The organism is Thalassobaculum sp. (assembly GCF_040219615.1).
In the GTDB taxonomy this organism is placed as follows: domain Bacteria; phylum Pseudomonadota; class Alphaproteobacteria; order Thalassobaculales; family Thalassobaculaceae; genus Thalassobaculum_A.
In genome coordinates this window covers 470,162-494,089 of sequence record NZ_JAVJSE010000010.1, presented here as the reverse complement: position 1 = coordinate 494,089, position 23,928 = coordinate 470,162, and the positions used below count along the sequence as shown (strand labels likewise).

The window sequence follows — 23,928 nt, the reverse complement described above, 5'->3', positions numbered from 1 at the left end:
GTATCGGGGGAGAACGCCCATGGAAGACCTGTCGCCGAAGCCCGGGGACCTGGAGCCGATCGAGACCGCGTCGCGCGACGAGATCGCCGCCCTGCAGCTCGAGCGCATGAAGTGGTCGCTCGGTCACGCCTACGCCAACTCGCCGTTCTACAAGGCCCGGTTCGACGCGGCCGGCGTGCATCCGGACGACCTGCGCAGCCTCGAAGACCTCAGGCTGTTCCCGTTCACCGGCAAGGCCGACCTGCGCGACACCTATCCGTTCGGCATGTTCGCGGTGCCGCGCGACAGGGTGGCCCGCCTGCACGCCTCGTCCGGCACCACCGGCAAGCCGACGGTGGTCGGCTACACCCGGGGCGACATCGACAACTGGGCGAGCCTGATGGCGCGCTCGATCCGGGCGTCCGGCGGCCGGGCCGGCGACGTCGCCCATGTCGCCTACGGCTACGGCCTGTTCACCGGCGGCCTGGGCGCCCACTACGGGGCCGAGAGGCTGGGCTGCACGGTGGTGCCGGTGTCCGGCGGCATGACCGAGCGGCAGGTCACCCTGATCACCGACTTCCGGCCGCGCATCATCATGGTGACGCCGTCCTACATGCTGTCGATCCTCGACGAGTTCCGGCGCCTCGGCATGGACCCGCGCGAGACCTCGCTGGCGGTCGGGATCTTCGGCGCCGAGCCCTGGACCAACGCCATGCGCCGGGAGATCGAGCAGGCCTTCGACATGCACGCGGTCGACATCTACGGCCTGTCCGAGGTGATGGGTCCGGGGGTCGCCAACGAGTGCGTCGAGACCAAGGACGGCCTGCATGTCTGGGAGGACCATTTCTACCCGGAGATCGTCGACCCGGAGACCGGCGCGGTGCTGCCGGACGGCGAGGTCGGCGAGCTGGTGTTCACCACGCTGACCAAGGAGGCGCTGCCGATCGTCCGTTACCGGACCCGCGACCTGACCCGGCTGCTGCCCGGCACGGCGCGCGCCATGCGGCGGATCGAGAAGATCACCGGCCGCTCGGACGACATGATGATCGTCCGCGGCGTCAACGTGTTCCCGACCCAGATCGAGGAGCAACTCATGAAGTGCCGTGGCCTGGCGCCGCATTTCCAGATCGAGCTGACCCGCGACGGCCGCATGGACCGCATGACCGTGCTGGTCGAGGCCGCCGAGGGGGCGGCAGCCGACCGAGAGTCCTCGGCCCGCGAGCTGGCGCATCACATCAAGAGCGTGATCGGCGTCACCGCCGCGGTCGAGGTCAGGGACCCGGGCGGGGTCGAGCGCTCGGCCGGCAAGGCCCGGCGGGTGGTCGACAAGCGGCCGAAGGACTGACCATGGCGCGCACCCGGGCCGCCGACTACGACGACAAGCGCCTGGCGATCCTGCAGCGCTCGGCGGCGGTGTTCGCCGAGCACGGCGTCGACCGCGCCTCGATGGCCCAGGTCGCCACCGAGTGCGGAGTCTCCAAGGCGCTGCTGTACCACTACTACGACAGCAAGGAAGCGCTGCTGCAGGACATCATCCGCAGCCACCTGGAGGAGCTCGACGCCGCGGTCGCCGAGGCCGACGACCCCGCCCTGCCGCCGGAGCGCCGGCTGCGCCGGCTGATCGGCCGGGTGCTGGAGTGCTACCGCGACGCCGACGACCTGCACCAGGTGCAGATCATCGGCATGCGGACCCTGCCGTCTGACCGGGCCGAGGAGTTGAAGGCCCTGGAACGCCGGATCGTGGGCCGCTTCGGCGCGGTGCTGCAGGCCGTCAACCCGGCGCTCGTTTCCGGCCGGCCGCTGCTGAAGCCGGTGACCATGTCGCTGTTCGGCATGCTGAACTGGGTCTACATGTGGTTCCGCCCGGACGGCGGCCTGACCCGCGAGGAATACGCCGACCTGGCGACCACCCTGATCCTCGAGGGGGTGCGGGCGGTGCGCTGAGCGGCCGCGAGAAGCACTGCCGGATCACACGCTCGCACCGTCAGGCCGACAGGCCCAGGACCCCCGGCAGCAGGTTGCCGTCGACCCGTTTCATCGCCAGGCAGTTCAGTTCATGGGTGTCCTGCTTCTCGATGATCTCGATCCTCTCGAAGCCTGCCCGCAGCAGGTGCCGGCGCAGCGACGCGGCGGTGAAGCCGGTGCGATGCGCCATGAACCCATTGCCGCCGGCGATCGCCTGGCGCAGGCCGTAGAGCATGTCCAGCGGGGCAGTCCGGACGTCCTTGCCGTAGATCTGGACGGTGTAGAGCGGTTCCTCCGGGTCGTACTTCAGAAGCAGCCGGGCGATGCTCCTCAGGTCCGGCGTCCGCAGGATCAGGAAGCCTTCGGGCCTGAGGACCCGGTGGAAAGCGGCAAGGCACTGCGGGACCTCATGGGCCTCCAGGTGCTCGATGTTGTGCTTCGAGAACACGCATTCGGCCGAGCCGTCCTCGATGCCGGCCATGTCCACGATCGAGGCGACGATGTCCGGTTCGACCGCGGGATCGATGTCGATCCGGACCTGCCGCCACTCGTTCTCCCAGTTCAACGGCGGCAGGGCGTCGTGGGACTGCCGGCCGCAGCCGACATGCAGGATCGTTCTCACCGGGGCCTCGGTTTTGAGATTGCCGTTGCGGCGCTTGCTAGCACAGCCGCGGCCGGGCTGCTCTATCGGTCCGGGCCGCCGCTCAGCCGTCCCCGAACTTCAGGCGCTCCAGGAACAGCGGGTCGTAGCGTGGCGCGCTGACCCGCCTGCGGTCCGGCTCGACCGCGGCCAGCGGTGCGCAGGCCACCAGCTTGCCGCGGGCCTCGGCGGCGAGCTGGCGGTAGACGCCGGTGCCCTCTCGCTTCCACTGGATCTCCTTGTCGCTCAACTCGCGCACCACCCGGGCGGGCGCCCCGACCGCCAGGCTGTTCGGCGGGATCCGGTCCTTGGCCTTCACGAATGCCATGGCGGCGACGATACTGTTCTCGCCGATCACGGCCTCGTCCATCACCACCGCGTTCATGCCGACCATGGCGTTGCGGCCGATCCGGCAGCCGTGCAGCACCGCGCCGTGGCCGATGTGGCCCTCCTCCTCGATCACCACCTCTAGGTCGGGGAAGGAATGCACCACGCAGGTCTCCTGCAGGTTCGACCCGGCCTCCATGACGATCCGGCCGAAATCGCCGCGCAGGCAGGCCAGCGGCCCGACATAGCAGTTCGGGCCGATGATAACGTCGCCGATCAGCACGGCGGCCGGGTGCACGAAGGCGGCGGGGTCGACCACCGGGACCACCCCGTCGAAGGCATAGACTCCACTCACGCTCGGGACCCCTCCTCGGTGCCCGTCTCCGGGGCGATGCCGAGCTCGTCCAGCAGCTCGGCGATTTCGCCGCGCCAGCGCTCGGCCAGCACGTCGTTCGGGGTGCGGCGCAGGCCGAAGCGCCGCAGGGTATCGTAGCGGGCCGACCCGGCCGACCCGAAGCTGGCCGCCACCCGCGGGCGCCAGTAGGCGGCGGAGGCCCGGGCGGCGGCACGGTCCTCGGCGGTCAGCACCAGCATCCGCAGCCCCTCCAGCCCGAGTTCGGCGTGGCGGACCTCGGTCGGCAGGATCGCCCGGAACGCCTCGGCCAGCGGCTGGTACGAGCCGTGCGCGAACTCGTCGAGCTGGATCGCCGTCGCCCGGCCCATCAGCACGTTCATGACCACCGCATCGGTCCAGCCGTCGATCGGATAGTGGAACACGCTCAGCCGCATGTCGCCGCCGTGCCGGCTGGCGCCGATGTCGGCGTCGCGCGGCAGTCGGGCGGCCCACGGATGGTGGTTGACGTAGCGGCCGGTGTCGGCGCCGAAATCGCCCATGATCTTCAGTACCCGGTCGGCGTTGACCAGCTTCTCGAACACGATCCGGCTGGCGGCGATCCGCTCCTTGATGCCGGGGCCGGCATTGATCACGTCGGCGAAGCCGGCGGCACCGGCAAGCTCGGAATCGACGAAGGTCGCCATCAGGCGCATCAGCTCGCCGCGATAGCGCGGCGGCGCGTTGTCCGGCGACGACAGCTTGCCGCCGTGGCTCAGATACTCGGTCAGGTCCAGATCGTCGCTCATCGGCGCTCCCTCCCCGGGGGCTGCAGTGGGGACCTTCGGTGGGGCAACGTCCTGCGGGGCAACGTCCTGCGGCGCTCTATCGATCGTAGTCTATGACGACCTTGTCGCTTACCGGACGGCTCTGGCAAGTCAGGACGTAGCCTCGTCGCACCTCGTAGTCCTCGAGGGCGTAGTTGGCCTCCATCTCGACCTCGCCCTCGACCACCATCGCCCGACAGGTCGAGCATACACCGGCGGTACAGGCATAGGGTGCGTCGATGTTGGCGGCCTTCGCCGCCTCCAGCACGGTCTGCCCGCCCTTCGGCATGGTCAGGGTGACCGCCGTGCCGTCCAGCACGATGGTGGCGGTGCAGGTCTGGTCGGTGGCGGCCGGCTTGGCGGCGGCCGCGGCCCGGCGGGCGCGGCCGGGCTGGCCGCTGGCGAACAGCTCGAACTTGATCTGCCGGTCGTCCAGGCCGTGCTCCTTCAGGGTCTCGGCGACCGCCAGCATCATCGGCTCCGGCCCGCAGATGAAGGCCAGGTCGGCATGGGCGACATCGATCCACCGGCCGAACAGCGCCCGGCACTTGTCGCGGTCGAGGCGGCCGCTGAACAGGCCGCCGTCCGGATCCTCGCTCTCCAGGACGTGCAGGATGCTCAGCCGCCCCAGGTGCTGGTTCTTCAAGTCTTCCAGTTCCTCGCGGAACATGATCGTGTTGATCGAGCGGTTGCCGTAGACCAGGGTGAAGCTCGACCGCGGCTCCTCGGCCAGCACCGTGCGGACGATGCCGAGCAGCGGGGTGATGCCGCTGCCGCCGGCGAAGCCGAGATAGCGGCGTGCCCGGTCGGCCTCGATCGGGGTGTGGAAGTTGCCCGTCGGCGGCATCGCCTCCAGCACGTCGCCGACCTTCAGCTCCTCGTTGGCCCAGCCCGAGAAGCAGCCGCCCTCGACCTTGCGGATGCCGACCCGCAGCCGGTTCTCGGCGCGCCCGGCGCAGATCGAGTAGGAGCGCCGCAGTTCCTCGCCGTCGAAGGCGCGCCGGAACGTCAGGTACTGGCCCTGGACATAGCCGAAGCGCTCGCGGTCCTCGGGCCGCGGCTCGAAGGTGACCACCACCGAGTCGCGGGTGTCGTGCCGGACCTCGGTCACGCTCAGCGGGTAGAAATGCGCCATGTCGGGATCACTCGTTCAGCTTGCGGACAGCGCGGGTTAGCGGGTGGGTTCCGGCTCGGCCGCGCCGAGGGCGGCGCGCCCGTCCGGAATGACGACAAGGGGAGGCTGTCCCACTTCTTCCTTCGTCATTCCGGACCGGACCGCCGGCGGCGGGACGGAGCCGGATCCCACGAAGCGACGGGCGCGTTTCCATCATGCGCCCCCTCAGTGGCACTTGAAGTAGTCGAACGGCTCCAGGCAGTCGGTGCAGCGGTAGGCGGCCTTGCAGGGGGTCGAGCCGAACTGGCTGACCAGCCGGGTGGCGGTCGAGCCGCAATGCGGGCAGGCGACCGTCGGGGCCGCGTCGCCGCCGAGGTTGCAGCCGGCGGTGCCGGCGACCGGCGGGGCGATGCCGTAGCCCTGCAGCTTGCGGCGGCCGGCGTCGCTGATCCAGTCGGTGGTCCAGGCCGGCGACAACCGGCGGCGCAGCTCGACCCGCGCGATGCCCCGGGCGTGCAGCGCGTTCTCGATCTCCAGGTTGATGACGGCGGTGGCCGGGCAGCCGGAATAGGTCGGCGTTACCGTCACCACCAGGGTGTCGCCCTCCCAGGCGAGGTCGCGGATGATGCCGAGGTCGACCAGCGAGATCACCGGGATCTCGGGGTCGGGCACCTGGTCGAGCCAGGACCGGATCTGTTCAACCGGCGGCCGGGTGGCGGTGTCCATGGCCGGGCCTCACCAGCGCGCGCCGGGATAGGCGCGCTGCAGGAACTGCATCTCCGCCAGCAGGAAGCCGAGATGCTCGCTGTGCACGCCGCGCTTGCCGCCCTTCTGGACGTAGCCGGGCTCGGGCCGGCGCAGGGTCGCCTGCGCCAGGGTCGCGGACACCTCGGCGTCCCACAGCGCGCGGATGTCGGACAGCGCCGGTGCCGCACCGGCGGCGGCCATCGCCTCGTCGACCGGGTCGGCCAGGAACAGCTCGCCGGTGTAGGGCCACAGGTCGTCGACCGAGCGCTGCATGCGGCCGTGGCTCTCCGGCGTCCCGTCGCCCAGCCGGACCACCAGGTCGCGGCTGCGGTTCAGGTGGTAGGCCGCCTCCTTGGATGCCTTCTCGGCGATCTCCGCGATCCGCGGCTCGCTCGACGTCGCGAGCGCCGCCAGCAGCGGGTGGTGCCAGGCGTCGAAGAAATACTGCCGTGCCAGGGTCTGGGCGAAGTCGCCGTTCGGCTGCTCGACCAGCAGCAGGTTGCGGAAGCCGCCGGCGTCGCGCAGGAAGGCGAGCTCGTCGGCGCTGCGTCCCTTGCCCTCGAGCTCGGCGGCGAGGCCGAGCCACAGGGTGGCCTGCCCGATCAGGTCGAGCGCCACGTTGGCGAGCGCGATGTCCTCCTCCAGCACCGGCGACACCCCGCACCATTCCGACACCCGGTGGCCGAGGATCAGGCCGTTGTCGCCGAGCCGCAGCGCGTATTCGAACAGCGTTTCGCCGGGCACGGTCGCCGGGTGGGCGGCGGGAGCGGTCGCGGCCATCACATCGGCCCCACTTCCTCGGGGATGTCGAAGAAGGTCGGGTGGCGGTAGACCTTGCTGTTCGACGGCTCGAACAGCGGGCCCTTGTCGCCCGGCGCGCTGGCGGTGATGTCGGCGGCCTTCACCACCCAGATGCTGACCCCCTCGTTGCGCCGGGTGTAGACGTCGCGGGCGTGGTTGACCGCCATCTCGGCGTCCGGGGCGTGCAGGCTGCCGACATGCCGGTGCGACAGGCCGTGCTGGCCGCGGATGAAGACCTCCCAGAGAGGCCACTGGCTGCTGGTGGCGGGGCTGCTCACGGCGAACCTCCTCAGGCGGCGTCGCGCTTGCGCGCGGCCCGCTTCTCGGCATGGGCCGTCAGGGCTTCGCGGAACCAGGCGCCGTCCTCATGCGCCTTGACCCGGGCCGCCAGCCGCTCGCGGTTGCAGGGGCCGTTGCCCTTGATGACGTCGAAGAACTCGGCCCAGTCGATCGCGCCGTAGTCGTAGCCGCCCTTCTCGTCGTTCCACGTCAGGTCGGGGTCCGGCACGGTCAGGCCGAGATACTCGGCCTGCGGGACGGTCTGGTCGACGAACTTCTGGCGCAACTCGTCGTTGGAGTTGAGCTTGATCTTCCAGGCCATCGACTGCGCCGAGTGCACCGAGTCGGCGTCCGGCGGGCCGAACATCATCAGCGACGGCCACCACCAGCGGTCCAGCGCGTCCTGGGCCATCGCCCGCTGTTCCGGCGTGCCCTTGGCCAGCTTCATCATGATGTCGTAGCCCTGGCGCTGGTGGAAGCTCTCCTCCTTGCAGACCCGGATCATCGCCCGGCTGTAGGGGCCGTAGGAGCAGCGCTGCAGCGGCACCTGGTTCATGATCGCCGCCCCGTCGACCAGCCAGCCGATGGCGCCGATGTCGGCCCAGGTCAGGGTCGGGTAGTTGAAGATCGACGAGTACTTGGCCTTGCCGCTGTGCAGCTGGTCGATCAGCTCGTCGCGGCTGACCCCCAGGGTCTCGGCGGCGCAGTACAGGTACAGGCCGTGGCCGGCCTCGTCCTGGACCTTCGCCAGCAGGATCGCCTTGCGCTCCAGGGTCGGGGCGCGGGTGATCCAGTTGCCCTCGGGCAGCTGGCCGACGATCTCGGAATGGGCGTGCTGGGAGATCTGGCGGATCAGGGTCCGGCGGTAGCCCTCGGGCATCCAGTCCTTGGGCTCGATCCGGATGTCGGCGTCGATCCGCTCCTGGAACGCGCGCTCCTGCGGATCCATCTCGTCCGCGGTCCGGGGCCGGTCCGCCTCGGCCTTCACCATCTGGGCGTACATCGCAACCTCCCGCGCGGTTCGTCTTTCGCCGACCGATTGCTCGGACCATACGCTTCAATACGTCACATATCAATCCCCGTTTCTGAATTTTCCGTGATGTATTGTCCCTCAGCGACCGCCCTCTTGGGCCAGGCTGCGCAGGCGGCGCTGCAGGCTGCCGGGAGCCGCCCTGATGGGGCCGTCGCCGTCGACGAAGCGGCGCGCCACCCGGGCGTCGGCCTCCGGCGACAGCGCCCGGTACAGCGATCCGAACAGCCGGCGCGCGGCATGCCCGCTCCAGTTCCCGGGCAGGGCGTCCGGCGGCAGCTGCGGGTCGCGCAGGGCGGTGCGCCGGAATGCGTGCACCAGCAGCAGTCGCGCGGTCAGGGCCAGGGCGCTGTCCAGCCGGGGGGCATCGGGCAGCGCCGCCGCGATCGGCTCGAAGAGTGCCACGAACCCGTCGTACTCCCGGGCCAGGCCGGGCAGGTCCCAGGCCGATGCCGCCAGCGCCCGCAGGCTCTCCGCCGACCGGCCATTGTCCAGCCGGGCCCGGAACACCAGCGGCGGCGGGCCGTCGCCGGCGAGCGGCGGCGGCGGCCCGGGCCGCAGGGCGACGCCGGCGGCGGCCAGACCGAAGCCGGTCTTGGACAGGGCCTCGACAGCCGGCCGGGCCTCGCCCCCGGGGGCCAGCACGAAGGTCCATTCCGCCGGCTCGGGCGGGCGGTCGCCGGCATACAGGATGTCGGCGGCGCGCTCGAACTCGGCGCGGGCGGACGGCGTCAGGCTGTAGAAGCTGCGCCGCCCGGCGCGGGTGCCGACCAGGCGGCCGGCCGCCACCAGCCGCGACACCGCGGTGCGCACCAGGGTCTCGCTGATCCCGACCTCCGCGCAGGCTTCGATCACGTTGCCGATCCACAGCGTGCCGCCGCGCGGCACCACCACGTCGCCGTACAGCGTGACGATGAAGGCGGCGGCCCGCAGCGGCATGCGCGCCGGGTAGCCGGCGATCAGCGCGCGGGCCTGCGTTTCGAGGTCGGCGGTCGCGATCGGCTGCGGCGAGTCTGTCATCGGGCGGGGCGGGGCTGTGGCGGGGCGGAGAAACCGGTAGCACGCCCGGCGGGTCGGGGCGACGCCCGCTGCCGTCCCTCTTCCAGGTCGGTCAGTAGTGGTAGCGGCACTGGATGATCTCCAGGCGTCGCGCCTTGTCGGCGCCGGTCACCCGGTACACGAGGCGGTGCTGGCCGGTGATCCGCCGCGACCACCAGCCCTGCAGGTTGCCGCGCAACGCCTCGGGCTTGCCGATGCCGGTGAAAGGGTGGCGACGGGCATCCTCGACGAGATCCCGGATCCGCCGGACGGCCTTCGGGTCGGTGTCCAGCCAGGACAGGAAGTCCTCCCAGCCCGAACCGGTCCACAGGACGTTCACGCAGGTCGCTCCGACGGATCGTCCCACGGACGCTCGGACACCTGCCCGGCATCCGCCTCGGCCAGGCCGCGCATCAGCCGGGCCGCGTTGGCCGGCGAACTCAGCAGGTGCAGGGTCTCGCGCAGCGCCTCGTACTCGTCCTCGGCCAGCACGACCACCGACTTTCCGCCCTGCCGGGTCACCAGCAGCGGTGCCTTGCTGGCGCTGACCTCGTCCATGTGGCGGGCGAGATTGCGCCGCAGTTCGGTATAGCTGACGTGATCCATGGCGAGCCTCCGCGCTGTACGGAAATATGTACGCGCCGGTTCCGGCCCGCAACCCTGCCGTCCCTACCGCCGCCGGAACCGCTCGAACGCCACCGCCAGGATGATGAAGCCGCCGACGAAGGTGCCCTGCCAGAAGGCGTCGACGCCGAGCAGCAGCAGCGAGTTGCGGATCACCTCGATCAGCGCAGCGCCGATGACGGCCCCGAACGCGGTGCCGGCCCCGCCCATCAGGTTGGCGCCGCCGATCACGCTGGCGGCGATCACCCGGAGCTCGTCGGTCTGGCCGAGCCCGGTAGTCACCGCGCCGAGCCAGCCGACCATCATGATGGCGGCGACCCCGGCGGTCAGCGAGCACAGCACGTAGACCGACAGCTTGATCTGGCGCACCGGCACGCCGGTCAGGTTGGCGGCCTGCTCGTTGCCGCCGATCGCGTAGATCCAGGTGCCCCAGCGGGTCCAGCGCAGCGCGAAGCCGAAGGCCAGCGCCAGCACCGCCAGCACCACCACCGGGTTGGCGATCCCGAGGGTGGTGCCGCCGCCGAGCGCCAGCAGCAGGTCGGTGTCGGGCCCGAAGTCGTAGATCATCTTGTTGTTGGAGAACACCATCGCCAGGCTGCGGGCGATGCTGAGCATGCCGAGGGTGACCACGAAGGGCGGCATGCCGGCATAGGCGATCAGGCCGCCGTTGATCAGGCCGATCACCGCCGCCCCGCCGAGCGCGGCCGCGGCGCCGGCGGTGAAGGAGTAGCCCGCACTCATCACCACGCCGATCAGAATGCCGCACACCCCCATGGTCGAGCCGACCGACAGGTCGATGCCGCCGGTGATGATCACCGCGGTCATGCCGAGCGCGATGATCCCGACGAAGGCGAAGTTGCGGGTGACGTTGAACAGGTTGCGTTCGGTGGCGAAGGTGTCGGTGGCCAGCGACATGAACAGGCAGGCCAGCACCGCCGCCACCGATACCCAGAACACGTGGCGGCCGAGCAGCCGGGCGACGAAGCCGTCGCCGCTGCGGTTGATCACCGTGTCCAGGGTCGCGTTCACCGACATGCCGGGCTCCGTCGCTGCATTCCGTCTCAGACCGTCTCGATGGCGCCGGTGATCAGCCCGGTGACCTCTTCCGGCGAGCTGTCCGTAGCCTGCTTGTCGGCGACCAGCCGGCCGCGCCGCAGCACCACCACCCGGTCGGCGACCGCGAACACGTCGGGCATGCGGTGGCTGACCAGGATCACCGACACGCCGCGGCCGCGCAGCTGGCGGATCAGGTCCAGCACCTCGGCGACCTGGCGCACGCTGATCGCCGCGGTCGGCTCGTCCATCAGCACGAGGCGCGAGTCCGACAGCCGGGCCCGGGCGATCGCCACCGCCTGGCGCTGGCCGCCCGACATCGAGCGCACCAGGTCGCGCGGCCGGGTCTCCGACTTCAGCTCGGCGAACAGCTCGCCGGCGCGCCGGTACATGGCGGCGTAGTCGATCACCCGGAACGGCCCGACGCCGCGGGTCGGCTCGCGCCCCAGGAACACATTGGCGGCCGCCGTCAGGTTGTCGCACAGCGCCAGGTCCTGGTAGACGACCTCGATGCCGGCCTCGCGGGCAGCCACCGGCCGGCTGAAATGCACCGGGCGGTCGGCGATCCGGATGCTGCCGGCCGACGGTGCGAAGTTGCCGCCGATGATCTTGACCAGGGTCGACTTGCCGGCGCCGTTGTCGCCCATCAGGCCGATCACCTCGCCCGGCCGCACCGCCAGCGAGACGTCGGCCAGGGCCCGGATGGCGCCGAAGTTCTTGGAGATCCCCTGCAGTTCAAGGACCGACATGGTCCCGTCCTCCCGCTATCGGCTCGCCTCTTTTTTGCACGGTTAGGGCGTATCGAATATCTTCATGTTCTATCTTACGATCTCGCTCGACAAGACATCGCATGATAGGGTCATATGATCAAAAAGCCCACCAGGGAGGTAACCATGCGTAATTCGCTAGGCGCACTGGCGTTGGGCATAACGCTTTCGCTCGGCCTCGGTTCTGCCGGGGCGGCGGACAAGACCTACGCGGTCGTGGTGAAGGCGATGGACAACCCGTTCTTCGATCTGGTCCGCGACGGCTGCCAGAAGGCCGCCAAGGAGATCGACGGGGCGGAGTGCCTGTATATCGGCCCGTCCAGCCACACCGAGGCCGACCAGCTCCGCATCATCGAGGACCTGCTGTCCAAGGGCGTCGCCGCCATGGCGATCTCGCCTTCGAACGCGCCGGCGGTCGCCAACCTTCTGAAGCGGCGCAAGCCCGACATCCCGGTCATCACCATCGACGCCGACGTGCTGGCCAAGGACCAGGCCGTGCGCGCGTCCTATGTCGGGACCGACAACTACGAGCTCGGCGTCCAGCTGGCCGAGCAGCTGAAGAAGGCCAAGCCCGGGGGCGGCACGGTGTGCCTGATCATGGGCGGGCCGGCGGCCGACAACATCAACCAGCGGGCCCAGGGGTCGCGCGACGTGCTGGCCGGCAAGAAGGGCGTCGAGCGCCTGAAGGGCGAAGGCGGCTGGACCGAGATCGCCGGCTGCCCGCTGTACACCAACGACGACGCGGCGCTGGGCGTGCAGATGATGGCCGACGTGCTGACCGCCAATCCGACCCTCGATGCCTTCATCGCCGAGGGCGGCTGGCCACAGTTCGCGCCGCAGGCCTATGCCCAGCTGACCGACCAGTATCTCGACCGGATCAAGAGCGGGAAGCTGGCGATGATGGTCGCCGACACCCTGCCGCCGCAGATCCAGGCGCTGAAGGAAGGTCGCAGCCACGTCCAGGTCGGCCAGCGGCCCTACGAGATGGGCTACAGGGCGATGTTCGTGATGCACGACCTGGTGGCCGGCAAGAAGGTCGACCCGACCGTCTACACCGGCCTCGACACCTGCACCGCCGAGACCGCCGACACCTGCCTGAAGAAGTGACCTGACCACCCATCCCTGACGGGTCCGACCGTTCCGGCGGGCCTGCGCAACTGGCGGGCGCCCAGCATCCCATCCCGTGGCGCCCGCCTCTCTTTTTCCGCCGACCGAGACAACCGACTGAGACAACGGAGACCGACCATGGCCGCGGTGAAGTGGGGCGTCCTGGGGGCCGCCAGGATCGGGCTGGACCGGGTGATTCCGGGCATGCTGAAGGGTACCAACGTCGAGGTCGCGGCGATCGCCTCGCGCGACCTCGCCAAGGCCCGGGCCGCCGCCGACCGGCTCGGCATACCGACCGCCTACGGCTCCTACGAGGAACTGCTGGCCGACCCGGCGATCGAGGCGGTCTACAACCCGCTGCCGAACAACCTGCACGTCGAGTGGACGCTGAAGGCGGCGCGGGCCGGCAAGCACGTGCTGTGCGAGAAGCCGATGGCGATGAACGCCGCCGACGCCGAGCGGCTGCGGGCCTGCCCGAAGGACCGCATCGTCGCCGAGGCGTTCATGGTGCGCTTCCACCCGCAATGGATCCGGGCCCGCGAGATCGTGCGGTCCGGCCGGCTGGGCGAGGTGCGGGCACTGCAGATGCTGTTCGCCTACAACAACCCGGACCCGGCCAACATCCGCAACAAGCTGGAGACCGGCGGCGGCGCGCTGATGGACATCGGCTGCTATGCCATGGTCGGCGGGCGCTACCTGCTGGACGCCGAGCCGGCCCGGGTGATCGCCTTGATCGACCGCGACCCGGCCTTCGGCACCGACCGGCTGAGCAGCGCAATCATGGATTTCGGCGGCGGCCGGCAGCTGACCTTCGCGGTCTCGACCCAGGCCGCCCGCTACCAGCGCTTCCAGGTGCTGGGCACCAAGGCGCGGCTGGAGATCGCGATCCCGGTTAACGCGCCGCAGGGCGAGGAGACCCGCATCCTGGTCGACGACGAGGGTGCGGCCGACGGCTCCAGCGCGGTGGCCGAGACCATCCCGGCCTCGGACCAGTACACCCTGCAGGCCGAGGCCTTCGGCCGGGCGGTGCGCGGCGAGGAGAAGCTGCCCTGGGGCATCGAGGACTCGATCATGAGCATGCGGATCCTGGACGCGCTGTTCCGCTCGGAGACCAGCGGGAAGTGGGAGGCGCCGTGAGGGTGGGGCGCACGAGGCCCGGCGCGTAGGTCCCGACTCTCCTCCGCGTTCGATGCGGGGAGGGGCCGGGACGAGGACGGTACAGGGGCCCGCGTCCCGACCGAGACGGCTCAGGACGCCGCGCGAGCGGAGCGCCGCTGCCAGAGGTACAGGGTGCCGGCGAGGGCGAGGCCGAACAGGTCGGTCGCCCATCCCCCCTCGATCATGCTGAGGCCGCCGGCGAGGAGGCCGACCCGAACCGCCAGGGGCGCCTTGCCGAAGAACCATCCCTGGACCGCGGCGGACAACAGGTACACCCCGACGACGGCGGTCAGCCCGACATGCAGCGTATCGAGCGGGCTGCCCGCCAGGAGCATCGCGTCGGAGTAGAAGAACATGTACGGCACGATGAACGCGGCGAGGCCGATCTTGAAGCTCTCGACGCTGGTCTTCATCGGGTCCGATCCCGCCAAGGCGGCTCCGGCATACGACGCGAGTGCCACCGGCGGCGTGATCGCGGAAACCACCGCGAAGTAGAAGATGAAGAAATGCGCGGTCAGCGGCGCGACGCCCAGGTTGATGATGCCGGGTGCGATCACGCTCGCCGCCACGGCATAGGCCGCCGTCGTCGGCATGCCCATGCCGAGGATGATCGACACGCACATCGCGAAGAACAGCGCCAGGAGCTGGCTCTGGTCGGCAAGTCCCAGCAGGACAGCCGAGAAGCGTGACCCGATGCCGGTCAGCGCGATCACCCCCACGATGATCCCGGCGGCGGCGCAGACCGCGACCAGCTGAAGAGTCATCCGGGCACCGAGTTCGAGGGCCAGGAACAGTTGCCGCGGGCCCATGCGGTGCGGGGTCAGCCAGGAGACGACGGCCGTGGTGATCATGGCGAGTGTCCCGCAGCGGATGACCGAGTAGCCGGCGAACAGCGCATAGACCAGAACGACGATCGGCGTGAACAGGTAGACCTGCCGGAGCAATCCGCCGAGCTTCGGCAGCTCGGAGCGGGGCAGGCCGGCCATGCGGTGTTTCTGGGCCGCGATGTCGACCATGAAGTAGACGGAAACGAAGTAGATGATCGCCGGGATGATGGCAGCGTAGACGATGTCGAGATACGGAATCCCGGTGATCTCGGCCATGATGAAGGCGCCGGCGCCCATGATCGGCGGCATGATCTGGCCGCCCGTCGATGCGGCCGCCTCGACCGAGGCGGCGGTCTGCGGCCGGTAGCCGACGCGCTTCATGAGCGGGATGGTCAGGCTGCCGGTGGCGACCACGTTGCCCGCCGACGTCCCGTTGATCATGCCCATGAGGCCGGACGCGAAGACCGCGACCTTGGCCGGGCCGCCGCGCCGGTGCCCGGCGGCCGCGAAGGCGACGTTGACGAAGTACTCGCCGACCTTCGAGGCCTGCAGGAACGCCGCGAAGATCACGAACAGGATGATGTAGGTCGACGAGATCGCGATCGGTGCACCGAGCACGCCGTTGTCGGTGAAGATGTAGGAGAAGAACCGCTTCGCGTCGTAGCCGCGATGTTCCAGGACGCCGGGCAGCCAGGGCCCGAGAAAGGCGTAGGCGACGAAGACGCCGGCGATGACGACCAGCGCCACCCCGGCCAGCCGGCGGGTCAGTTCGGCGATCAGCAGTACACCGGTCATCGCGGCCCACATGTCGCCCGGCTGGGCCATCGGCATCCCGGCCCGCAGCTGGAGCTGGCGGGCGAAGAAGATTACGTAGCCGATTGCCGCCGCCGATGCGATGGCGAGAAGGATGTCCGCTGGCGACGTCCGTCCCGCGCGACGATCCGGGAACACCCAGCCGTGGACGACGGCGACGCAGGTCCCGGCGAACAGCGGAATGCCGAACGAGGCGGTCGCCCAGGTCGGCGGCATCGCCGACAGGCCGAGGAGCCAGTTGCCCCAGACGGCGGCGATCATGGCGGTGCCGTAGAGCGTTCCGGCTGCGGCCAACGCCAGGACCAGGCGGTCCGCGACCGACCGCCTCGCGCCGTCGCCGCCGGTCGTGCCGGCGGCGAAGATCAGGAATCCGAGGAACAGGCCTCCCCCGAGGTGGCTCAGGCGGAACGCCCAGGTCTCCAGCGGCCAGACGTTGAGGACCAGCAGGTGAAAGGCCGAGTAGGCCACGCAGGCGGCGGCGATCAGCCAGTGCGAGGTTCCGGAGAAGCTTCGCTGATTGCCGGCGGCCGGTTCGTCGTCGACCCCGGATGCCTGAACTTCGATCGACGACCGAATGTTGTCGTCTTGCGCGGACGGTATTGCCCCGTCCCTGGACTTGGCGGACATCCCGGGTCTCCGACTGCCGTCCGGTTGCTGCGGGACGGGCGGGACCCGTGGCCCCGCCCGTCGCTCTAAGTCACTGGAGGCTCAGGTCACTTCAGGTTGTCGGCGATCTTGTACCCGTTCTCCTCGAACCAGCGGACGGCGCCCGGGTGGAACCTCATGAAGGAGTTGAACTTGTACGCCTCGGGCCTGGTCTCCTTGGCCGCGGCATGGTTCTGCTTCATGCGCTCGTAGTTGGTCATCGCGAGCTTGGTGAGTTCGTAGGCCAGGGTGTCGGGCATGCCCTTGCCGGCGATCGCGAAGTTCCAGAGCGACACCGACTCCACGGCCTCGGGCTGGTCCTCGTAGGTCTTGGCGGGAATGGTGAAGGGCGACAGCGCCGGCTCGGCCTTCAGGAACAGTTGCCGCTCCGCCTCGGACATGCTGAGGAACACGACGTCGTTCTCGACGGCGAGCTGGCTGAACGCGCCGGTCGGGATGCCGGCGGCGAACAGGAAGGCGTCGATCAGGCCGTCCTTGAGCTGCCCGGCGCTGTCGTTGGCACCGGCATTGCTGATCGTGGCCTTCAGTCCGGCCGCGTCGAGGTAGCGCGGCCAGTAGGTCGCGGCGGTCCCTCCGGCCGGACCGACGCCCACCCGCTTGCCGTTCAGGTCCGCCAGCGAGCGGATGCCGGAGCTGCTCAGGGCGGCCGCCTGCAGCGGGGTCTGGTACATCGGGAACAGCGCCCGGATGTCCTTGTGCTCGACGCCGGGCATCAGCTCGCTCTTGCCCACGAACGCCTCGTAGGCCGGCCCCATGGTGACGAAGCCCATGTTGTGGTCTCCGGTCTGGACGAGCGTCACGTTCTGGACCGGTCCGCCGGTGATTTCGACGCTGGCGTTCACCCCGAGCGCCTCGCCGATCATGGTCGCGAAGCCGCTCCCGTAGGTGAAGTAGGCCCCGCCCTGGCTGCCGGTCCCGATGATGATCGTCGACGGCCAGCCGGCGCGGTCCTGAGCCGCGGCGGGCGCTGCGAGGCTGGCGGCCACCGCGGCGGTCGCGGCGAGTTTTGCGACAAGGTTCATGATCTCGATCCTCCCGAGGACATTGCTCCGGCGATCTGGCTGACCGTCGGGTTTCCAATGATGCTAGGGACCGTGGCGAAGGGCCTCAAGTTCACCAAAATTATATATTATTCTTGAATAATTGTGCCGATATTCAGGCGCTCGCCACGTACTCGCCGAGATGCCGCTCGAGTGTCTCCATGAGCAGGTCGCGCGTGGCGTCCCGGACGCCCTTCAGCCAAGCGACCGAGAGCGAGAGCCGGTAGGTCGGCGTCTCCGGCGCAATCTCGATCGGGACGTACCGTACGCCGGTCACCGCCAGCCGCGACGTCCACCGAGGAACGATGGCGATGCCGATGCCGGTGCTCACCAGTCCGACGATGGTCTGCTTCTCGTCGGCGACCTGGGCGATCCGGGCTGTGAGGCCCGATTGCAGGAACAGCTTGATCGTGAGGTCGTGGCTGTGCGGCCTGGACCCCCGGTCGGGGACGATCAGCGGCTCGTCCGCGAGGTCGGTGACGCGGACGGTCTCGTGACCCGCGAGCCGGTGGCTGGTGTGCAGCGCCACCACCGGCGTCTCGGAAAACAGGGGGCGGAAGACGAGCCGGGAGTCAAGCACGTCGGGAGGCCTGACGAAGGCGACGTCCAGGCGGCCGGACAGCAGACGCGGCAGGAGCCGGATCGTCTTCTGCTCCACGAGTTCGATGCGGACCCCCGGGTGCTCAGAGCGGAAGTGCGGGAGCAGCTGCGGCATCAGCCCCGCGGCGACGCTGTCGATGGCGCCCACCTTCAACACCGGGGTCCGGATGTGCTCCAACTGCCGGAAGTCCCGTTCCAGGCGGTCGGCCTGGTCGATCAGGTCGCGCGCGCCCTCGACCAGGGAGGCCCCGGCATCCGTGAGAGCGACGTTGCGCGTCGTCCGGGCGACCAGGGCGGTGCCGAGATCCTCTTCGAGGTTGCGGAGGTGACGGCCGAGGGACGCGGGCAGCATGTCGAGCCGCTGCGCCGCCCGCCCGAAGTGCAGCGTATCCGCCACCGCCAGAAAGCACCGAAGCTGCAGCAGGTTCATCGGTCACTCATAATAAATTGAATTTATATAATCTTACGAAAATTGCCCGACCCGCAACGTCGGATGTAAGCAAGCAGGACACGTCGGCACCGCGGGTGCGGGGACGATCGACGGCCGGCTCCGGGAGATGGAAGCGTCATGAGGCAGTACAGAATCGCGGCAATTCCCGCGGACGGGATCGGACCCGAGGTTATCCAGGCGGGCGAGGCGGTCCTGAACGCGCTGGCCGCCCGGGTCGGAGATCTCCGCTTCGACGTCGAGACCTTCGACTGGGGGACCGACTACTACCGCAGGCACGGCAAGATGATGCCGGAAGACGGCCTTGAGCGGCTGCGCGCGTTCGATGCGATCTATTTCGGCGCGGTCGGCGCACCGGACGTGCCGGACCACGTGACGCTCTGGGGCTTGCGCTTGCGCATCTGCCAGGGCTTCGACCAGTACGCGAACGTGCGGCCCACCCGGATCATCCCGGGCATCACGTCGCCGTTGCGCGATGCCGGCCCCGGCGATCTCGACTGGGTGATCGTTCGCGAGAACTCCGAAGGCGAGTATTCCGGACACGGGGGGCGCGCGCATCGTGGCCTGCCCGAGGAGGTCGGCACTGAGGTCGCGATCTTCACCCGAGTCGGAGTCACCCGGATCATGCGCTACGCGTTCAAGCTGGCGCAGGCGCGGCCGCGCAAGCGGCTGACCGTGGTGACCAAGTCGAATGCGCAGCGCCACGGCATGGTCATGTGGGACGAGATCGCGGCCGAGGTGGCCAGGGAGTTTCCCGACGTCACCTGGGACAAGATGCTCGTCGATGCGATGACGGTGCGCATGACCCGGATGCCGCGCTCGCTCGACACCATCGTGGCCACCAACCTGCATGCCGACATCCTGTCCGACCTCGCCGGCGCGTTGGCCGGCAGTCTCGGCGTAGCGCCCACCGCGAACATCGATCCGGAGCGCCGCTTCCCGTCGATGTTCGAGCCGATCCACGGCTCGGCGTTCGACATCGCCGGCAAGGGGATCGCCAATCCGGTCGCGTCCTTCTGGACGGCGGCGCAGATGCTCGAGCATCTGAACGAGCCGGCGGCGGCGGAGCGGCTGATGGGCGCCGTCGAGCGGGTATGCGCAGCGGGCGTCCGAACCCCGGACGTCGGCGGCACCTCGACCACGAGGGAGGTCACCGACGCGGTCGTGGCAGCGATCCAGGGCGCCAACGACTGATCCGCGGCGACCGCCGTCGCGAGCCCCGGCGCTCTACTCCGCCTTCGGCTTCTCCAGCACCCGGTGCGTCAGCCGGCGCATCCCGAGCCAGATCGCCGCGACCACCAGCGGCACCGCCAGGGCGGTAGCGACCGTCGGGCTGACCTCGCCCAGCCGGTCGGCCTTGGCGAGGCCCTCCAGCACCACCTTGACCAGGCCGATGGCGTAGTAGCTGACCGCCACCACCGACAGCCCCTCGACCGTGCGCTGCAGGGCCAGCGCCTGGGCCGAACGCCGGTTCATCGACTCCAGCAGGTCGCGGTTCTGGGCCTCCAGCCGCACCTCGATGCCGGTGCGCAGCAGACTGGACAGCCGGTTGGCGCGCCGCGACAGCGCCTCCTGGCGTGCCGCCACCGAGGCGCAGGTCCGCATCGCCGGCGACAGCCGCCGCATCAGGTAGCCGACCAGGTTGATGTGGCCGTCGAGCGCCGCCGGCTGCAAGTCGCGCAGCCGGTTGTCGACGATCTCGGCATAGGCGGTGCTGGCGCCGTAACGGTAGTTGGAGGCGGCGACCACGTCCTCGAGCTCTGCCGAATGGCCGGACAGCCGGTCCAGCAGCGCCTCGTCGCTCTCGCCGCGGCCGGCGTCGGCCAGGGTCCCGGCGACCTCGGCGAGGCCGCGCTCGATGCCCTCCAGCCGCGGGCTGGCGGCCCGGGCGATCGGCAGCGACAGCATGGCGAAGCGGGCATAGGTCACCAGCTCCAGCACCCGCTGCACCAGCTGGCCGAGCAGCACCGGCTCGAAGCCCGCGGCGCGCAGCAGCAGTCGCTCGAAGCCGTCGTCATGGGTCCGCAGGTCGCCGTACAGCCGCGCCGATCCGTCGGCCAGCGCGCAGCCGAACACCGGGTTGCCGGCGAACCAGCGCGACAGCCGGTTGCCGTCGGCTCCGTCGCTGTTCGGCGGGTCGCCGCCGTCGGCGGTGACGGTCAGGTGCAGCGCGACCATGACCTCGCCGTACAGCCCGTCGCGCCACTCCGCCGGCACCAGGGCGAACACCGTCTCGTCGAAGGGCTGTCCGACCGGCTCCTCGCGCAGCAGGGTGTAGGTCGAGAACTCGGTGTGGCGCTCCCACTTCACGGTGAACGGGCCGAGGTCGACGGTGAAGTGCTTGGCGCCGGCGGCAGGCTCGGCCTTGCCGTAGCGCCGGCACAGCGCGGCGAACTGGGCGTGGTCGCGCTCGCCGCCGCGCTCGCCGGTGGCGATCGCCAGATGCGAGACCCGTAGCGGCGCCGCCATCGGCCGGAACGGCCGGTCGTGCAGCTCCAGGGTCAGCGCCTCGCGCTCGGAATGGAACTTCATGCCTGCCCCGCCCATAGCCGAAGCAGTGTGCCGGGCCGCTGCGGCGTTGGCGAGCGGCGGATGGTCGCTGGCCGGATTGCGATATGCAAGGGAAGGATATACGTTATGAATGTATATGTTGAAGGTAAGGCGATGCGCGTCGCGAAATGGGGCAACAGCCTCGCCGTGCGGCTTCCGGCCGCTGTGGTCGATGCCTTGGCGCTGAAGGACGGCGACGAGATCGAGATCCGGGTCGTGGGCGACAGGGCATTCGAGGTCGCGCGCGACGACGGCCGGGAGCAGGCGCTGCGGCGCATCCGCACCCTGCGCCGGCCGCTGCCGCCCGGTTGGCGCTTCGACCGCGACGACGCGAACGCCCGGTAGCCGCGGTGGCCGGGGCATTTCTCGACACCAACGTCCTGGTCTATGCGTTCACGGACGATCCGCGGGCGGCGAGGGCGGAGGAACTGCTGGCACGCGGCGGCACGATCAGCGTCCAGGTGCTCACCGAGTTCGCCAACGTCGCGCACCGGAAGCTGGGATTGACGTGGCACGAGGTGGCCGAAGCGTCCGAAGCGGTCCGGCGCCTCTGCCAGCCGGTTCTCGACGTCGACCTCGAGGATCACGTGAACGCCCTCCGGCTGGCATCGCGTCACCGGTTCCGGATCTTCGACGCCCAGGTCCTGGCGAGCGCCTTGCGCGGTCGCTGCAGCGTCCTGCTCACCGAGGACCTGCAGGACGGCTTGGTGATCGACGGCAGGTTGACGGTCGCGAACCCTTTCCGGGCGGCTTAGGCCTGCCGGTCACCCCGCCGCACTCGCCGGCGGCGCGCCGGCGTCGCCGTCGATCAGGCTCTCGCCCGGCTTCACGATGCTGAATCCGACCGGCACCATCGCCACGCCCGGCCGGCCGTCGCCGTCGAGGGTCACCCGGGTGTAGGCGGTGGTCTCCAGGTCGCCGGTCTCCGGGAAGTCCTCGCGGAAGTGGGCGCCGCGGCTGTCCCCGCGGGCCAGCGCTGCCGCCGCGATCACCCCGGAGATCGCGATCTGGCTCTCCAGGTTCAGCCAGTCGTGCCAGGTCAGGTTGAAGGCGCGGTCGCCGTCGGCGAGGCCGGTGCGGTGCAGTTCGGCCCGCAGTTCCGCCAGGCCGGCGAGCCCGCGCCGCAGCCCGGCATCGGTGCGCAGGATGCCGACCTCGTCCCACATCAGGTTCCACAGCCGTTCGCGCAGGTCGCCGAGGTCGCCGGGGCGCAGCGCGAACGGCGCCTCGGCCCGCGCCACCGCCTCGTCGATCGCGGTTCGGTCCGGGTCGCGCAGCGGCGCGCCCGCCTTCACGGACGCGGCCATGGTTTCGCCGGCGATGCCGCCGAACACCGTGGAGTTGGCGACCCCGTTGCCGCCGAGCCGGTTGGCGCCGTGCACGCCGCCGCAGTCCTCGCCGGCGGCGAACAGGCCGGGGATCGCGGTGGACGTATCGATCTCGAACTCGACGCCGCCCATCATGTAGTGCGCGGTCGGCACTACCTCGACCCGGCCGCCGGCCAGGTCGAAGCCGCAGTCCCGGCAGCGCTCGACCATACCCTTGAAGCGCTTCGCCACGCTCTCCGGCCCGAGATGCTTCATCTCGATCCACACCCCGCCCATCGGCGTGGTGCGGCCGGCCCGCATTTCGGAGTAGATCGCCCGGCTGACCAGGTCGCGGGTGGCGCGCTCGCCGGCCGGATCGTAGTCGGCCATGAAGCGCCGGCCGTCGCCGTTCAGCAAATGGCCGCCGGCGCCCCGCAGGCCCTCCTCCAGCACCGTGCCGGTCATCCGCGTGTCGGGGCCGGCCAGCAGGCCAGTGGGGTGGAACTGCACCATCTCCATGTCGCGCAGGGCCAAGCCCAGGCGCGCCGCCATCGCCATGCCGTCGCACGCCTTGTCGCCGGACGGCGTGTGGTAGAGATACATGGTCGGCCCGCCGCCGGTGGCCAGCAGTGTCGCCCTGGCGCGCACCAGCCGGTAGCCGCCGGTCCGCATGTCGACCAGCAGCGCGCCGGCCAGGCCGGAGCCGTCGGCCGCCGGCACCAGCGCGATCGCCCGATGCTCCTCCAGGCGTCGCACGTTGCGGGCCCAGACCTGCTCCATCAGCCGGTTGATGATCTCGATGCCGGTCAGGTCGCCCTTGTGCACCGTGCGGTCGAAGGACTGACCGGCGAACGCCTTCTGGTGCAGCGAGCCGTCGGGGTTGCGGTCGAAGAAGCAGCCGAGCTCGTTCTCCAGCTCGCGGACCCGCTCGACCGCCCCCTCGACCAGTCGCCAGGCCAGATCCTGGCGCGGCAGCCACTTGCCGCCGACGATGGTGTCCATGAAGTGCCGCTCGAGGCTGTCGCGCGGGTCGAGCGCCACGTTGTAGCCGCCCTGCACCATGCGGGTGCAGCCGCACTTGCCCATCAGCCCCTTCACCGCGACCGTGACGTCGAGCGACGGGTCGGCCTGCAGGGCGTGCAGGGCGGCGAACAGCCCGGCCCCGCCGGCGCCCAGGATCAGGATGTCGGTCTCAAGGGTTTCCATCCGTCAGCCCACCCGCAGCAGGAAGATCGTGCCGACCACGACGGCGGCGATCGCGCCCAGCCCGATCAGCCCCTTGCGGCCGTCGCGCCAGGGCAGGAACTCCAGGACCATCACCCGCAGCCCGGCGCCGAGATGGATGGTCAGCAACGTCACCAGCCCCCATTCCGCGACCTTGAAGGCCGGGCTGTCGGCGACCGCGAGCATCCGGTCGAGGGCGTCGGCGGACTCCAGGGCCAGGCCGAGGGCGAGGAAATGCAGCGGCAGGAACAGCGCCAGCGCCACCCCGGACACCCGGTGCGCGACGAAGGCCCAGAAGCCCGGGTGGTTGCGGGACGGCCGGATCACGGCGCCACCACCGCGATCACCGCGCGCGCCCCGAGCCCGGCCAGCAGCAGGCCGAGCGCGACCATCGCGACCTCCAGCGACCGGCCGCGCCAGCCGGTGTGCTCGTGCACCACGTTGCGCAGGCCGATCGGCGCGTGGATCGCAGCCACCAGCACGAACAGGCCGTAGAACGCCGCCCAGCCGACGCTGCCGCGGGTCCGCGCCAGGATCTCGGCGGCACTCAGCCCGCCCTCGACCGCGAACAGGATCAGCGCGAGATGGACCAGCACCAGGGGCGCCAGGATCAGCGCCGTCAGCCGCTGCGCCAGGAACAGCCGGGCCGGCGTCATCGCAGCCCCC

General features: G+C 70.2%; 27 protein-coding genes. 7 read left to right on the top strand and 20 right to left on the bottom strand.

Features of this window, described 5'->3' with window-relative positions; translation table 11 throughout:
- Positions 1-19: 19 nt before the first annotated feature.
- Positions 20-1,324 (top strand): phenylacetate--CoA ligase PaaK, encoded by a 1,305-nt coding sequence (paaK, locus tag RIC31_RS07150; RefSeq protein ID WP_350104668.1) that lies wholly within the window; start codon positions 20-22, stop codon positions 1,322-1,324.
- 2 nt (positions 1,325-1,326) lie between these two features.
- On the top strand, positions 1,327-1,923 hold the full coding sequence (locus tag RIC31_RS07145) for a TetR/AcrR family transcriptional regulator (RefSeq protein WP_350104667.1): 597 nt from the start codon (positions 1,327-1,329) through the stop codon (positions 1,921-1,923).
- A 40-nt stretch (positions 1,924-1,963) separates the two neighbouring features.
- Here RIC31_RS07145 and RIC31_RS07140 read toward each other — a convergent pair whose 3' ends face one another.
- The 13 genes from RIC31_RS07140 to RIC31_RS07080 form a co-directional block, all read right to left on the bottom strand.
- Positions 1,964-2,566: a class I SAM-dependent methyltransferase gene (locus RIC31_RS07140; protein ID WP_350104666.1), complete on the bottom strand. Its 603-nt coding sequence runs from the start codon at positions 2,564-2,566 to the stop codon at positions 1,964-1,966.
- Positions 2,567-2,648: 82 nt separating this feature from the next.
- Entirely contained in the window at positions 2,649-3,266 is a 618-nt protein-coding gene (locus RIC31_RS07135) for an acyltransferase (RefSeq protein ID WP_350104665.1), read from the bottom strand.
- A complete protein-coding gene (locus RIC31_RS07130; protein ID WP_350104664.1) occupies positions 3,263-4,051 on the bottom strand; it encodes a Phenylacetic acid catabolic protein in 789 nt (262 codons plus the stop codon). Before RIC31_RS07130 ends, RIC31_RS07135 begins: the two co-directional genes overlap by 4 nt.
- Positions 4,052-4,127: 76 nt before the next feature.
- On the bottom strand, positions 4,128-5,204 hold the full coding sequence (paaE, locus tag RIC31_RS07125) for a 1,2-phenylacetyl-CoA epoxidase subunit PaaE (RefSeq protein ID WP_350104663.1): 1,077 nt from the start codon (positions 5,202-5,204) through the stop codon (positions 4,128-4,130).
- 204 nt (positions 5,205-5,408) lie between these two features.
- Positions 5,409-5,909 carry a 1,2-phenylacetyl-CoA epoxidase subunit PaaD gene (gene paaD / locus RIC31_RS07120; RefSeq protein ID WP_350104662.1) on the bottom strand — a complete coding sequence of 167 codons (501 nt, stop codon included), beginning with the start codon at positions 5,907-5,909 and terminating at the stop codon, positions 5,409-5,411.
- A 9-nt stretch (positions 5,910-5,918) separates the two neighbouring features.
- Complete coding sequence (gene paaC, locus RIC31_RS07115; RefSeq protein ID WP_350104661.1) at positions 5,919-6,710, bottom strand: 1,2-phenylacetyl-CoA epoxidase subunit PaaC; 792 nt, start codon at positions 6,708-6,710, stop codon at positions 5,919-5,921.
- Entirely contained in the window at positions 6,710-7,009 is a 300-nt protein-coding gene (paaB, locus tag RIC31_RS07110; RefSeq protein WP_350104660.1) for a 1,2-phenylacetyl-CoA epoxidase subunit PaaB, read from the bottom strand. Before paaB ends, paaC begins: the two co-directional genes overlap by 1 nt.
- A gap of 11 nt (positions 7,010-7,020) precedes the next feature.
- Positions 7,021-8,013: a 1,2-phenylacetyl-CoA epoxidase subunit PaaA gene (paaA, locus tag RIC31_RS07105; protein WP_350104659.1), complete on the bottom strand. Its 993-nt coding sequence runs from the start codon at positions 8,011-8,013 to the stop codon at positions 7,021-7,023.
- A gap of 108 nt (positions 8,014-8,121) precedes the next feature.
- Positions 8,122-9,060 (bottom strand): PaaX family transcriptional regulator C-terminal domain-containing protein, encoded by a 939-nt coding sequence (locus tag RIC31_RS07100; RefSeq protein ID WP_350104658.1) that lies wholly within the window; start codon positions 9,058-9,060, stop codon positions 8,122-8,124.
- A 91-nt stretch (positions 9,061-9,151) separates the two neighbouring features.
- Entirely contained in the window at positions 9,152-9,418 is a 267-nt protein-coding gene (locus RIC31_RS07095) for a Txe/YoeB family addiction module toxin (RefSeq protein WP_350104657.1), read from the bottom strand.
- On the bottom strand, positions 9,415-9,684 hold the full coding sequence (locus RIC31_RS07090) for a type II toxin-antitoxin system Phd/YefM family antitoxin (RefSeq protein ID WP_350104656.1): 270 nt from the start codon (positions 9,682-9,684) through the stop codon (positions 9,415-9,417). The genes RIC31_RS07095 and RIC31_RS07090 overlap by 4 nt, the downstream gene beginning before the upstream one ends.
- Before the next feature lie 63 nt (positions 9,685-9,747).
- A complete protein-coding gene (locus RIC31_RS07085; protein ID WP_350104655.1) occupies positions 9,748-10,737 on the bottom strand; it encodes an ABC transporter permease in 990 nt (329 codons plus the stop codon).
- A gap of 26 nt (positions 10,738-10,763) precedes the next feature.
- A complete protein-coding gene (locus RIC31_RS07080) occupies positions 10,764-11,504 on the bottom strand; it encodes an ATP-binding cassette domain-containing protein (protein ID WP_350104654.1) in 741 nt (246 codons plus the stop codon).
- Between the two features lie 144 nt (positions 11,505-11,648).
- Between RIC31_RS07080 and RIC31_RS07075 the strand changes: the two genes are divergently transcribed.
- Both RIC31_RS07075 and RIC31_RS07070 read left to right on the top strand, forming a co-directional pair.
- On the top strand, positions 11,649-12,629 hold the full coding sequence (locus tag RIC31_RS07075; RefSeq protein WP_350104653.1) for a sugar-binding protein: 981 nt from the start codon (positions 11,649-11,651) through the stop codon (positions 12,627-12,629).
- 138 nt (positions 12,630-12,767) lie between these two features.
- Entirely contained in the window at positions 12,768-13,766 is a 999-nt protein-coding gene (locus RIC31_RS07070; protein ID WP_350104652.1) for a Gfo/Idh/MocA family protein, read from the top strand.
- 110 nt (positions 13,767-13,876) lie between these two features.
- Here the strand turns inward: RIC31_RS07070 and RIC31_RS07065 are convergent, their stop codons facing one another.
- The 3 genes from RIC31_RS07065 to RIC31_RS07055 form a co-directional block, all read right to left on the bottom strand.
- The gene (locus RIC31_RS07065; RefSeq protein ID WP_350104651.1) at positions 13,877-16,054 is read right to left on the bottom strand and encodes a TRAP transporter permease; all 2,178 of its coding nucleotides are present in this window, start codon (positions 16,052-16,054) and stop codon (positions 13,877-13,879) included.
- A gap of 86 nt (positions 16,055-16,140) precedes the next feature.
- Positions 16,141-17,115: a TAXI family TRAP transporter solute-binding subunit gene (locus RIC31_RS07060; RefSeq protein WP_350104650.1), complete on the bottom strand. Its 975-nt coding sequence runs from the start codon at positions 17,113-17,115 to the stop codon at positions 16,141-16,143.
- Positions 17,116-17,248: 133 nt separating this feature from the next.
- On the bottom strand, positions 17,249-18,163 hold the full coding sequence (locus tag RIC31_RS07055) for a LysR family transcriptional regulator (protein WP_350104649.1): 915 nt from the start codon (positions 18,161-18,163) through the stop codon (positions 17,249-17,251).
- 138 nt (positions 18,164-18,301) lie between these two features.
- Between RIC31_RS07055 and RIC31_RS07050 the strand changes: the two genes are divergently transcribed.
- Positions 18,302-19,375, top strand: coding sequence for a tartrate dehydrogenase (locus RIC31_RS07050; RefSeq protein WP_350104648.1), 1,074 nt, complete (start codon positions 18,302-18,304; stop codon positions 19,373-19,375).
- Positions 19,376-19,408: 33 nt separating this feature from the next.
- Here the strand turns inward: RIC31_RS07050 and RIC31_RS07045 are convergent, their stop codons facing one another.
- On the bottom strand, positions 19,409-20,713 hold the full coding sequence (locus RIC31_RS07045) for a DUF3422 family protein (protein ID WP_350104647.1): 1,305 nt from the start codon (positions 20,711-20,713) through the stop codon (positions 19,409-19,411).
- A gap of 132 nt (positions 20,714-20,845) precedes the next feature.
- Here RIC31_RS07045 and RIC31_RS07040 point away from each other — a divergent pair, with 132 nt between their 5' ends.
- Together RIC31_RS07040 and RIC31_RS07035 are read left to right on the top strand one after the other, a co-directional pair.
- A complete protein-coding gene (locus tag RIC31_RS07040) occupies positions 20,846-21,076 on the top strand; it encodes an AbrB/MazE/SpoVT family DNA-binding domain-containing protein (protein ID WP_350104646.1) in 231 nt (76 codons plus the stop codon).
- 5 nt (positions 21,077-21,081) lie between these two features.
- Positions 21,082-21,486 carry a PIN domain-containing protein gene (locus RIC31_RS07035; RefSeq protein ID WP_350104645.1) on the top strand — a complete coding sequence of 135 codons (405 nt, stop codon included), beginning with the start codon at positions 21,082-21,084 and terminating at the stop codon, positions 21,484-21,486.
- Between the two features lie 9 nt (positions 21,487-21,495).
- Here the strand turns inward: RIC31_RS07035 and RIC31_RS07030 are convergent, their stop codons facing one another.
- From RIC31_RS07030 to RIC31_RS07020, 3 genes are read right to left on the bottom strand one after another with little or no spacing between them, the layout of a single operon-like run.
- Positions 21,496-23,244: an L-aspartate oxidase gene (locus RIC31_RS07030; RefSeq protein ID WP_350104644.1), complete on the bottom strand. Its 1,749-nt coding sequence runs from the start codon at positions 23,242-23,244 to the stop codon at positions 21,496-21,498.
- A gap of 3 nt (positions 23,245-23,247) precedes the next feature.
- Positions 23,248-23,589 carry a succinate dehydrogenase, cytochrome b556 subunit gene (gene sdhC / locus RIC31_RS07025; RefSeq protein ID WP_350104643.1) on the bottom strand — a complete coding sequence of 114 codons (342 nt, stop codon included), beginning with the start codon at positions 23,587-23,589 and terminating at the stop codon, positions 23,248-23,250.
- Complete coding sequence (locus RIC31_RS07020; protein WP_350104642.1) at positions 23,586-23,918, bottom strand: succinate dehydrogenase; 333 nt, start codon at positions 23,916-23,918, stop codon at positions 23,586-23,588. Before RIC31_RS07020 ends, sdhC begins: the two co-directional genes overlap by 4 nt.
- Positions 23,919-23,928: the final 10 nt, after the last annotated feature.